Consider the following 10,794-nt stretch of genomic DNA (forward strand, 5'->3'; position numbering starts at 1 on the left):
GGGCAATGGCGGCGATGCTCACCCCGCGAGTAGCGCTGTCGGGCTCCATGCCCATCAGCAGCCGAATGCCGTTCTGCCAGTTGGAGGCCTGCCAGAGAAACAGGGCGGCGACCAGGGCGCAAACGAGCCAGGCCACACGGGAGACCAGGCGGCGAAGGCGCGCGCGGGGCTCGGGAAGTCGCAGATAGCGCCATGCTTCGTGAAGCAGCACGCCGATCGCGTAACCGGCACTGATGCAGAGCCCCGAAACGATGCCCTGGGCAAGCAGCGGGCGTGGCACCAGGCTCGGCGTGAGCGAAAGGGCGAACAGGAGCGTGGCCATGATGAGCCCCGTGCTCGAGAAGTGCTCCAGAAAGCGCCGTATCCGCCACGAAGGGTGTCTGGCGTTGAAAGACTGCGACATTCTTTACCTATAAAAAATTGAATTCCAAGGATAGTTTATCAGATCCACCTATACTGGAAGATGAAGCGCCGACAATAACAGGAGCGCGCTTCGTGCCACGCAACCGGAGCCGGTAAAGGCTTTGGGCAACGTGGATCAAGGAACCTATTGCGACACGCCGTGTTCAATAGGAGAAGTGGCTAGGTCAGGAGAGACAACATGCAGCATATCGAGAAATGCGACAAGTGTGGCAAGGAGTATGACCCTTCAGCGAAGAAAGGTCCGCCAGAAGATCCTCAGAAATGCGATGAGTGCGGCGCCGATGTTCAGCCCAAGCACCACCATCCGCATTCGGAATTCCTCGTCGATGATGCCGATGACGATCATCACTCCCTCGAAAAGACGTTGAGAGAGGCCTCGCACAAGGCCGATCGCGACTAGATACTCAAAGGCCCGGTCAATGACCGGGCCTTTTTCGTTCGCCAAAGCGAATCAGAAGCCACTCTGAGTGCGGGCGCCGCGCAGGCAGTCACCGTAATGCATCGTGTCTCCCATCTCCTCGGCCTGCTTGCGGCACTCGGCGCTGCGCGACGAGGAGGGGCCGGAGGCGCAGCCTGCACTGGCCAGCATGACGCCGATGAGGGCGAGGGTCAGAAGATGTTTCATTGAAGTCTCCAAGACGGTTGCGTGAGTGACACCCTATGATGATACCAGCGATGACGCGAGAAGCGCATCGCCGGGTGTGTTCAAGACAGCGAGGTGGTGTGATGGAAAGAGTCTATGCCTGGGACGTGAAGCGAGAATGCGTGGTCTACCGTATTCCCGGTCACACGTTCGACGACGGTCGCGAAGACAGCGACTTCAATCCCGTATGGCTTCCCGCCAAGGCCGACGAGCTGCCCGAAGGGGTGAGCGTCGACGACCTTCGCGAAGTGGAGAGTTGAAAGAAGCGGCGTGGCGTCAAACGATCATTGATCGTCTTCGTCGTTGAGGCGGGCGACCACCTCGTCCGCCTCTGGCTTGGTCGCTACGCGTTGATGGACCAGTGGCACTTCTTCCCGGGTATCGACGACCCACCATTCGGGTTCCGCGTCGATGGCGGCATCTTCCTTCACTGCGCGATAGACGGCAAATCGAGTCATGACAATCCTTCTCCTTGGATGAGCGAACTCTAAACGTAGTGCATCTTCATGTAATGGAGAAGGGCACGCTCACAGTGTCTCGTCGAGCCAAGCCAGGAAGGTGTGCCAGGAGCGCTCGTCCGCTTGCTGATCATGGCGGTCGCTTCCGAAGACGCTGAAAGCGTGGGGCGCACCGGAGTAGATGCCGATTTCGTAATTCAGACCGGCCTGTTCGAGCTCATCGGCAAAGCTGGCCACGTCCTGAAGGCTCACCGATTCATCGGCGCCGCCGTGGGCGATGAAGAGCGGTGCCGTATCGCTCGAGTAACCTTGTCCTTCCGGCGTTTCAAGTCCGCCATGAAAGCTCGCGTAGGCTGCGATGCCATCGGTGTTGCCTTCACGCGCCATCTCGAGCGCCACGGCGCCTCCAAAGCAGTAGCCCAACACGATGGTGCCGGTCGCTGCTCCCAATGCATGCGCTTGATCGAGTCCTGCCTGGGTGAGTTCGCGCATTCGCTGGCGATCACCATAGAGCGCCTGAGTCGCTGCTTGTTTCTCCTCCATTGCCTGAGGGCGATGGCCTTCACCGAAAAGATCGACCGCGAAGGTGTCAAAGCCTTGTTCGGCCAGCATGTCGGCGCGCTCACGCTCGTAATCGTCGATGCCATCCCAGTCGTGCACGAGCAGAACGCTGCCTCTCGGTGTGCCTTTGGCCTTGACGAAATAGCCTTCGAAAGCTTCGTCGTCGACCTGGTAGTCGACATCTTCACCACTTGGCGAATAGCCGAGCGCCTGTGCGCTGACCGCCATGGCCGTACAGGCAATAACGTATTTGATGTATGGGTAAATGGCAGGGCGTTTGCAAGACGCGATGGGCTGTACGGCGCTATGACCGACCAAAGGCCGATGTAGAAATTGTGCTCGCATTTGTCGCTCCAGGTGGTATAGGTAATGATATGACCGAGGCCACGGGGCGTTGAATCACCGTCCAAGGCAAGTGTCTTTTTGAACTTCAAGGGCTTGCGTCTGGAACTACGGGACGGCATGCTTGTCCGTTGTTAGTACGACCACTAGGGAGCTTAGACCATGGCGTTCAACGATTCGCATACCGTACGACCGCATAACGAACAGGCGGTCAGCGGTGCTAGAGCCAACAAGGTACTGCGCAACACCTATGCGCTGCTGGCCATGACGCTGCTGTTCTCTGCCGTGACTGCAGGTGCAGCCATTGCACTGGGCATTCAGCAGATGAACATCTTCGTCTTCTTCATCGGCGCTTACGGGCTGATGTTCCTGGTCCACAAGACCGCCAACTCCGCGATGGGGCTACTCGCCACTTTCGCTTTCACCGGTTTCATGGGCTTCACGCTGGGTCCGATCATCTCGGCCTACCTGACACTGCCCAACGGCGGCGCGCTGATCATGAACGCGCTGGCGATGACGGGCCTGACCTTCATCGGTCTCTCCGCCGTCGCGCTGATGACCAAGAAGGACTTCAGCTTCCTGGGCAACTTCCTGCTGGCCGGCGCCATCGTGCTGGTACTGGCCATGGTGGCGGGGCTGATCTTCCAGATTCCGGCGCTGTCGCTGATGGTATCTGCCGGTTTCGTGCTGTTCGCTTCTGCAGCGATCCTGTACCAGACCAGCGAGATCGTTCACCGTGCCGGCGAGACCAACTACATTCTCGCGACGATCTCTCTTTACGTGTCGATCTACAACCTGTTCATCAGCCTGCTGTCCATCCTGGGTATCATGAGCAACGACTGATCGATACAATTTGCGCTACCCAAACAGGCCCTACTTCGGTAGGGTCTTTTTTTTATCAAGAGAGAGCGTGCATGAAGTACGGGCTACTGGTCACGGGGGCGCCCTATACAAGCCCGGCGCCCCACTCGGCGCTGCGATTCGCCCAGGCGCTGATAGCGAAAGGCCACGAGCTGGCCGGTGTCTTCTTTTACCAGGAAGGGGTGATGAATGCCTCTTCATTGATGTGCCCGCCTCAGGACGAACTCAACCTGCGAAACGCCTGGGTCGCGCTGCACGAAGCACACGGCACTTCCCTGGATGTCTGCATCGCCGCTGCTCTGCGGCGAGGCGTGCTGGATGACGCCGAAGCTAGACGACATGGTCTCGAGCATGCAAGTCTCGATGCCCCCTTCGAACTGACCGGGCTGGGCCAACTGCTCGAGTTGCAGCGCCGCTGCGACCGTTTCCTGACTTTTGCCTGAGAGGATGCCATGGTCGATGACGTTTCCCGCCTGATCACGCTCAGCCGTGCTCCTTACGACTCTAACACCCTGCGTGAAGGTCTCGACGTTGCCCTGGTTGCGGCGGCCTTCGGCGAGCCGGTCACATTACTTTTCCAGGGGCAGGGGGTGCTGGCGCTGGTCAAGGACCAGGCGGCGGGGGCACCGGGACAGAAAGCCGTGCACCCTATCCTCGCGATGCTCGAGATGTACGATATCGACGAGCTCTTGGTGGCAGAGGAGAGCCTTCTAAGGCTTGGGCTTGCCGCCGAGCAGTTGATACCTGCCGCACAGGTGATCTCGAACGCCGAGTTGGCCGCGCTGTATCGCGGCGGGCGCGACATTCTGCATTTTTGAGGGCGGAGCATGCTGCATATTCTCAACAAGGCGCCGGCAAACGCCCGGGCCGACGACATGCTCGCCGTAGTGGGCGAGTCCGACGAGGTGGTGCTGCTCGAGCAGGCCGTGCAGGCTTGCCTATCACCGCACTGGCCAGGCTTCGAGCGCTGCCGGGGCCGACTCTATCTGCTGGAGGAAGACCTGGCATCACGAGGACTTCTCGAAGCGGCCAAAAGCGGTGCAGTTCCTACCATCGATATGGAAGGATTCGTGGCCTTGAGCGAGCGACATACCCGGAGCGTGACGTGGTACTGACATGAACGATACAAGTTTATACCGTTATCTTGATGCAGAAGAAAACATCGAACTCGATCCTGAAGGATACCTGGTAAACATGACGGACTGGTCACCAGAGGTCGCCGAGCGGCTGGCGCAGGAGGAAGGGCTGACGCTGACCGAAGCACACTGGGAGGTTTTGCGCGTGGCGCGGGATTTCTATGCACGCTTCGAAATGGCCCCGGCGATGCGCGCACTGGTCAAGGCGACCCGGCTGGCGCTAGGCGACGAGAAGGGCAGTTCGATCTACCTGATGGGGCTTTTCCCCGAAAGCCCCGCCCGGCGCGTGGCTCGCCTCGGTGGGTTGCCCAAGCCCACCAACTGCCTGTGACGCTAGACCAGATCGCCCCGGGTGCAGACCGACAGCACCACGGCATCCTGGGCGCTGGTCGAAACCAGGGCGTGGCCCATGTCGCTGTCGAAGTAGATGCTGTCGCCCTGGCCGAGCGCGAGCGGGGCGTAGAACTCGGTGTAGAGCAGTATCTCGCCTTCGAGGATCATCAGAAACTCCTCGCCGTCGTGGCGCACCCACTGGTGGTACTCGGCGAAGTCCCGGGCGCGCACGATGGTCTTGAAGGGAATCATGCGTTTCTGGGCGAGCTGATGGCCTAGGAGCTCGTGCTCGTAGGTGGGGGTCGGATGAAGCTCCCCCTTGCCCTTGCGGGTCAAATCGCGCCGGCCCATGGTGTACTGCTCACGCTTGGGCGGGGTGAAGAGCTGGGGCAGGTCGATATCGAGCCCGGCGATCAGCTTCTGGACCACGCTGAACGTCGGCGAGACCTGGTCGTTCTCGATTTTGGAGAGCGTCGAGCGGGCAAGGCCGGTGCGCTGGCTGACATCTTCCAGGGTCCACTGGTTGGTCAGGCGGATCTCCTTGAGGCGCAGGCCCAGGCGCAGCGGTTCCACGAAGGGTTTGCGTCCCGATGCGATACGCAGCGCCGCCTGTTCGTCATAGCTCTCCGTCATGCTTTCTGCCCGTCGTCGAATGCTTGGGGAGCGTCATGGTACCACAGCCAGCAGCTCAAGCCGCCGGCGGCGCGAAAGGCAGGCCGAGCAGGGCCTTGACATGGGCCTCGCAGCCGCTGGCGAGCGACACCGGGTTGTAGCCACCCTCCAGCACCGACACCAGCCGGTTCTCGGCGTAGAGCGCGGCAATCTCCATCGCCAGCTGCGTGACCCAGTAGTAATCCTCGTCATCGAGGCAAAGCTCGCCCATGGGGTCGTCGCGGTGGGCATCGAAGCCCGTGGAGAGCAGCACTAGGTCGGGCTTGAAGGCGTGCAGGGCGGGCAGCCAGTGGCGCTCGACCGCCGCGCGGAACGCCGCGCCGTCGCATCCCGCTTCAAGCGGCGTGTTGACCACGTTGTGCCATTCGCTTCTCAGGTAGCGCCAAGGGTAGAAGGGATATTGAAAGCTCGTGCAGATCAGCACGTTCGGATCGTTCTTGAAGATGTCGATGGTGCCATTGCACTGGTGGACGTCGAAATCGAGAATCGCCACGCGCCGTGCACCATGCCTGGCCCGGGCGTGGGCGGCGCCCACGGCCACGTTGTTGTAGAAGCAGAACCCCATGGCATCGGTGGCTTCGGCGTGATGCCCCGGCGGGCGCACGGCACAGAAGACGTTGTCCGCCTGGCGCTTGAAGACCTGGTCCACCCCCTTGATGACCGCGCCGGCCGCGACTCGAGCGGCCTTGAGCGAATCGGGACTCATCAGGGTGTCGCTGTCGAGCGCCGCCAGGCCTTCGCTGGGCAAACACTTTTCCAGTGCCCGGAGGTGGCGGGCAGGATGGACACGCTCGAGCGCCTCGAGGGGCGCCTCCTTCGCCTCGCCCTGCATGGTCTGCTGCAAGAGTCCGCAAAGCGACAGGCGCGCGCGTATCGCCTCGAGCCGCGCCGGGCTTTCCGGGTGCTCCGGCCCCATGTGGTGCAAGATGCAGTGGGGATGGGTAAGGTAGGCGGTGATCATGCGCTCGCTCCGTTTATCGTCAGGCTACCTTAAACGTCATGTGGGCTTGCGCGACACTGGTCATAGGTCGTAAACAGATAGCTCGTACATCGAAAGCTCGTACACAGAGAGTGGCACATTTTCGGGAGAGGCGTTCGTGAGCACACGTTTTTTACACCACTTCTTCGAACCACGCAGCGTGGCCGTGTTCGGCGCTTCCGAAAAGCCTGAATCCCTGGGTGGCCTGGTGCTGCGTAACCTGCAGGAAGGCGGCTTTACCGGCACGCTCTGGGCGGTGAACCCCAAGGGCTACCGCGACGTGTTCGGTACCGCCTGCTTCAAGAGTGCGAGTGATCTGCCGGGCACGCCGGACCTGGCGGTGATCTGTACCCGGGTGGAAGGCGCGCCGCAGCTGATCGGCAAATTGGGCAGAAAGGGCGTCAAGGCGGCGCTGGTCCTCTCCGGCGGGGCGTATCTCGATCGCGAGCAGGGCGACGAGGGCTCGATTCGCGAGCAGATGCTCCACGCTGCCCGCGCCTCGGGCATGCGCGTGCTCGGGCCGGAGTGCATGGGCCTGATCGTGCCAGGCAGAAAGCTCAATGCCTCCTACGCCAGTCAGCCGGTCAGGCCCGGGCGAGTGGCGTACCTCGGCCAGTCCGGCATGCTCGCCAACGCCATGATCGACTGGGCCGCCGGGCGCGAGGCGGGCTTTTCCCACCTGATCACCGTGGGCGACAGCGTCGACGTACTGCTGCCCGATCTGATCGATTACGTGAACCAGTTCTCGCCGGCCCAAGCGATCCTCCTTCATCTCGAGCGGGTGATGGATTCCCAGCACTTCATGACCTCGGTGCGCGACGCCTCGCGCAACCGCCTGGTGCTGGCGATCAAGAGCGGTCGCACGCCGGCCTCGGACCTTTCCGGCATGCCGCCGACACCCGGCATCATCAATCGCGACGTGGTGTTCGATGCCGCCTTCGCCCGGGCCGGGGTGGTGCGGGTCGACGACTCCGACGAACTGTTCGACGCGCTGGAGACGCTCTCGCGCATGCGCCCGCTGCGCGGCGACCGGCTTGCGGTGGTCTCCAACGGCCTGGGCCCGGCGATGCTGGCCATCGACAAGCTGGTCAGCGCCGGCGGCACGCTCGCCACCTTCAGTGACGAGACCCGTACGGCGCTCACCAGGCGCCGAGTGGACATGAGCAAGCCCGGCGAGAATCCGGTGGACGTGGGCGGCAACGCCACGCCCGCCCGCTTCGTCGATGCGCTTGAGATCGTCACCGCCGACCCTGGCGTCGATGCGGTGCTGGTGGTGCATGCGCCCACGCGGCTCGCGCCATCGGTCGAGACCGCTCAGGCGCTGGTCGACCACCGCAAGCGCTTCAAGCGCAACCTTCTGACCAGCTGGATGGGGTTGAAGGAGGCCTTGAATGCGCGCGGCCTGTGCAGCGCAGCGGGCATTCCCACCTACATCTCGCCGGAGAAGGCGGTCAAAGCCTTCATGCACATGGTCGACTACCAGCGGGTGCAGGCGCTGCTCCACGAGATCCCGCCGAGTTTGACCTTCACCACCCGCGCCGAGGATCGCGCCGAGTGCCGTGCGCTGATCGAGCGCGCGCGCGCCGCCGGACGCCAGACGCTGAGCCATTCGGAAACCGCCAAGGTGCTCGAGGCCTACGGCATTCCCACGGCGCCGAGCGTCTACCTGCAGCACCCGCGCGAGGCGCACGAAAATGGCGGTCATTTCGACGGCCCCAAGGCGCTCAAGGTGGTCCACGAGGGCAACTGCCGGCCCTACCGCTACCGCCGCCATCCGCACAAGCTCTCTGCCGGGCTTACGCAGGACCTGGAAACCGCCGAGCAGGTGGAGGAGGGCATGCAGCGCCTGGGCGCCAAGGTACAGGAGAAGTTTCCCGAGTACGCCATCAAGGAGTTCTGCCTGCAGCCCATGCAGCGCGGCAAGCACTCGATGCAGATCTGCGCCGGCATCACCCGTGACCCGGTGTTCGGGCCCCTGATCGTGTTCGGCATCGGCGGCTACAAGGTGAACGTGCTGGCGGATCGCCAGGTGGCGCTGCCGCCGCTCAACATGAGCCTGGCCGCCGACGTGGTCCGGCGCACCCACGCCGCTTCGCTGATTCGCGAGCACTCGGCGGACGTGGAGCGCGATCTGGAGCGGCTTTGCCAGCTGCTGGTGAAACTATCCCAGATGGCGACGGATCTCACCGAGCTGCGCGGGCTCGAGCTCAATCCGCTGCTCTTGAACCGCGACGGCATGCTGGCGGTGGATTTCGCCCTGGACCTGGGGGCGCCGGCGCGGTTCGCGATCATGCCCTATCCGGAGGAGCTGCGCGAGTGGGTGACGCTGAACAACGGCTGGCAGGTCGAGATTCGCCCGATCCGCGCCGAGGATGCGCCCTTGATCACCCGCTTTCATACCCGGCTTTCCGAGGAGAGCATCCGCTTTCGCTACTTCCACAACAAGGCAAGCCTCACCCAGCGCGATCTGTCGATCCTTTCGCACATCAACTACGACCGCCAGATGGCCTTCATCGCCGAGCACCAGCACGACGACGGCAGCAAGGAGATGCTCGGCGTTGTACGGGTCTACAACGATGCCGACAACATTCGCACCGAGTTCTCGATCATCGTGCGCGATGACCTGCAGGGGTTGGGGATCGGGCGGCTGCTGATGGAGAAGATGATCGCCTACTGCAAGGGGATCGGCACCATCGAGATGATCGGCAAGATCATGATGGACAATCACCCCATGCGTGCACTGATGAAAAAGCTCGGCTTCAAGAGCCGCTACAACATGGAGGAGCAAGTGATCGACGCGGTGCTGCGCCTCAACGAGCCGGACAGCGAATGGCAGCGCCACCGCCTCGAGAGCCTGGCGGACTAGCCGCCCGGCTCGTTGACGGACTCACGGGGCGAGGCGGAAGCGGCTCCAGGGACCGTCGCCCTGGCGTTCGAAGCGTAGGCGGTCATGAAGCCTGCTGGGCTGGCCCTGCCAGAACTCGATCATGTCGGGCTTGATGCGATAGCCGCCCCAGTGGATCGGGCGCGGGATCTGCTGGTCCGCGTAGGCGTGCTCGAAGCGGGTCTGACGCTCCTCGATCCAGTTGCGATCGGGAATCACCACGCTCTGGGTGGCGATCCAGGCGCCCAGCTGACTGCCGCGCGGGCGGCTAGCGAAGTAGGCATCCGACTCTTCCGGCGCCACCTGCTCGACGGGGCCTTCGACGCGCACCTGACGCGACAAGCCGGGCCACCAGAAGGTCGCGGCAGCGAAGGGGACGTTGCTGAGCTCGCTGCCCTTATGGCTGTGGTAGTTGGTGTAGAAGGTCAGCCCTTGGTCGTCGAAACCTTTCAGCAGCACCACCCGGGCATGGGGGCGCCCTTGGCTGTCCACAGTGGCGAGCGTCATGGCGTTGGCGTCCTGGCCATCGCTTTGAAGCGCAAGGTCCAGCCACTCGCCGAAGAACGCCAGCGGATCGGTCGGGGTAGTGGCCTCGTCCAGGTGGCGGCCTTCGTAGTCACGCCGAACGTCGGCAATGTTACGGGTCATGGTGCCTGCTCCCTTGTGTTGTTGACGTTAGTGTACATCACTCATGTCGCGCCGCGGATTTGCCGGGCGCGAAAGCGCGCGTAGCCGAGCGCACCGGCGAACAGCCCCAGGGCGGCCAGCACCTCGAGCGCGCCGCGCAGCATCTGTCCGGTGGCAGAGGCGAACATCACGCCCTGGGCCACGTACAGAAGGCTGACGAAGGCGAGCCACGCATGGCCACGAGGACGCTGGGCGATGATCGACGGTAGAAACAGGATCAGCGGCAGCACGAAAGCGAGTACCGGGCGCCACTGATACTCGTCGCCCTGGACCATGAAGCCGCGAAACATCACCAGCGCCAGCAGCACCACGAAGCTTGCCAGCACCAGGCGGCGCGTCGTGTGCGTCAAGGCATCGATACCGTGGCGCCGTTCGAAATCGTCGAGCCACCTCATGTCCGCTTTTCGCCGCGCATCGCGTGAAGCGCGAGCGAAAGCCGGGCCAGGCGCTGCCCCTGGGCCACGCACAGGGCACGCTCGTGCTCGTCCACCGAGCGGTCGGCGCGGGCGCCGGCCACGTGGCTCGCCCCGTAGGGGGTGCCGCCGGAGCGGGTCTCGATCAGCTCGGTTTCGCTGTAGGGAATGCCCGCGTAGACCATGCCGTGGTGCAAGAGCGGCACCAGCATGGTCAGAAGCGTGCTCTCCTGGCCGCCGTGCAGGCTCGACGACGAGGTGAAGCAGGTGGCGGGCTTGTCGATCAGCGCGCCGTTCATCCAGAGCCCGCTGGTGGTGTCGAGAAAGTACTTGAGAGGCGCGGCGATGTTGCCGAAACGCGTGGGGCTGCCCAGCGCCAGGCCCGCGCAGTGGCGTAGATCG

The 10,794-nt window shown here is 63.0% G+C and carries 17 protein-coding genes; 8 read left to right on the top strand and 9 right to left on the bottom strand.

Annotation, left to right across the window (positions count from 1 at the left end):
• The coding region (locus BIS11_RS04075) for an alpha/beta-hydrolase N-terminal domain-containing protein (RefSeq protein WP_301286410.1) at positions 1-403 on the bottom strand (403 nt) is incomplete at its 3' end.
• Positions 404-601: 198 nt separating this feature from the next.
• Between BIS11_RS04075 and BIS11_RS04080 the strand changes: the two genes are divergently transcribed.
• Positions 602-823: a hypothetical protein gene (locus BIS11_RS04080; protein WP_253421430.1), complete on the top strand. Its 222-nt coding sequence runs from the start codon at positions 602-604 to the stop codon at positions 821-823.
• A 51-nt stretch (positions 824-874) separates the two neighbouring features.
• Here BIS11_RS04080 and BIS11_RS04085 read toward each other — a convergent pair whose 3' ends face one another.
• Entirely contained in the window at positions 875-1,048 is a 174-nt protein-coding gene (locus BIS11_RS04085; RefSeq protein ID WP_253421428.1) for a hypothetical protein, read from the bottom strand.
• A 101-nt stretch (positions 1,049-1,149) separates the two neighbouring features.
• Here BIS11_RS04085 and BIS11_RS04090 point away from each other — a divergent pair, with 101 nt between their 5' ends.
• Positions 1,150-1,326: a hypothetical protein gene (locus tag BIS11_RS04090; RefSeq protein ID WP_227390492.1), complete on the top strand. Its 177-nt coding sequence runs from the start codon at positions 1,150-1,152 to the stop codon at positions 1,324-1,326.
• Between the two features lie 24 nt (positions 1,327-1,350).
• Here the strand turns inward: BIS11_RS04090 and BIS11_RS04095 are convergent, their stop codons facing one another.
• Together BIS11_RS04095 and BIS11_RS04100 are read right to left on the bottom strand one after the other, a co-directional pair.
• Positions 1,351-1,524 (bottom strand): hypothetical protein, encoded by a 174-nt coding sequence (locus BIS11_RS04095; protein ID WP_253421425.1) that lies wholly within the window; start codon positions 1,522-1,524, stop codon positions 1,351-1,353.
• Between the two features lie 69 nt (positions 1,525-1,593).
• Positions 1,594-2,430, bottom strand: a complete 837-nt coding sequence (locus tag BIS11_RS04100) for a dienelactone hydrolase family protein (RefSeq protein ID WP_367399064.1) — start codon at positions 2,428-2,430, stop codon at positions 1,594-1,596.
• 159 nt (positions 2,431-2,589) lie between these two features.
• Here BIS11_RS04100 and BIS11_RS04105 point away from each other — a divergent pair, with 159 nt between their 5' ends.
• The 5 genes from BIS11_RS04105 to BIS11_RS04125 all read left to right on the top strand — a co-directional run bounded on the left by BIS11_RS04105 (position 2,590) and on the right by BIS11_RS04125 (position 4,755).
• Positions 2,590-3,270, top strand: coding sequence for a Bax inhibitor-1/YccA family protein (locus BIS11_RS04105; protein WP_227390494.1), 681 nt, complete (start codon positions 2,590-2,592; stop codon positions 3,268-3,270).
• Positions 3,271-3,341: 71 nt separating this feature from the next.
• Positions 3,342-3,731 (top strand): sulfurtransferase complex subunit TusD, encoded by a 390-nt coding sequence (gene tusD, locus BIS11_RS04110; RefSeq protein ID WP_253421423.1) that lies wholly within the window; start codon positions 3,342-3,344, stop codon positions 3,729-3,731.
• A gap of 9 nt (positions 3,732-3,740) precedes the next feature.
• Positions 3,741-4,106: a DsrE family protein gene (locus BIS11_RS04115; protein WP_253421421.1), complete on the top strand. Its 366-nt coding sequence runs from the start codon at positions 3,741-3,743 to the stop codon at positions 4,104-4,106.
• A 9-nt stretch (positions 4,107-4,115) separates the two neighbouring features.
• The gene (gene tusB / locus BIS11_RS04120; protein ID WP_253421420.1) at positions 4,116-4,403 is read left to right on the top strand and encodes a sulfurtransferase complex subunit TusB; all 288 of its coding nucleotides are present in this window, start codon (positions 4,116-4,118) and stop codon (positions 4,401-4,403) included.
• 1 nt (position 4,404) lies between these two features.
• Entirely contained in the window at positions 4,405-4,755 is a 351-nt protein-coding gene (locus tag BIS11_RS04125; protein ID WP_253421417.1) for a TusE/DsrC/DsvC family sulfur relay protein, read from the top strand.
• A gap of 2 nt (positions 4,756-4,757) precedes the next feature.
• On the opposite strand, the gene BIS11_RS04130 is transcribed toward BIS11_RS04125, so the two are convergent.
• The gene (locus BIS11_RS04130) at positions 4,758-5,390 is read right to left on the bottom strand and encodes a helix-turn-helix domain-containing protein (protein ID WP_253421415.1); all 633 of its coding nucleotides are present in this window, start codon (positions 5,388-5,390) and stop codon (positions 4,758-4,760) included.
• A 55-nt stretch (positions 5,391-5,445) separates the two neighbouring features.
• Entirely contained in the window at positions 5,446-6,390 is a 945-nt protein-coding gene (locus BIS11_RS04135) for a histone deacetylase family protein (RefSeq protein WP_253421412.1), read from the bottom strand.
• A 136-nt stretch (positions 6,391-6,526) separates the two neighbouring features.
• Here BIS11_RS04135 and BIS11_RS04140 point away from each other — a divergent pair, with 136 nt between their 5' ends.
• Positions 6,527-9,274, top strand: coding sequence for a bifunctional acetate--CoA ligase family protein/GNAT family N-acetyltransferase (locus BIS11_RS04140; protein ID WP_253421408.1), 2,748 nt, complete (start codon positions 6,527-6,529; stop codon positions 9,272-9,274).
• Between the two features lie 21 nt (positions 9,275-9,295).
• Here the strand turns inward: BIS11_RS04140 and pdxH are convergent, their stop codons facing one another.
• From pdxH to BIS11_RS04155, 3 genes are all read right to left on the bottom strand, one after another.
• On the bottom strand, positions 9,296-9,940 hold the full coding sequence (gene pdxH, locus BIS11_RS04145; RefSeq protein ID WP_253421405.1) for a pyridoxamine 5'-phosphate oxidase: 645 nt from the start codon (positions 9,938-9,940) through the stop codon (positions 9,296-9,298).
• Positions 9,941-9,981: 41 nt separating this feature from the next.
• Positions 9,982-10,374: a DUF2069 domain-containing protein gene (locus tag BIS11_RS04150; RefSeq protein WP_253421402.1), complete on the bottom strand. Its 393-nt coding sequence runs from the start codon at positions 10,372-10,374 to the stop codon at positions 9,982-9,984.
• Positions 10,371-10,794: NAD(P)H-dependent oxidoreductase (locus BIS11_RS04155; RefSeq protein WP_253585758.1), on the bottom strand; the 424-nt coding region annotated here is incomplete at its 5' end. The genes BIS11_RS04150 and BIS11_RS04155, both read right to left, overlap by 4 nt.

Source organism: Halomonas sp. 707D4 (assembly GCF_024158685.1).
Classification (GTDB): Bacteria; Pseudomonadota; Gammaproteobacteria; order Pseudomonadales; family Halomonadaceae; genus Vreelandella.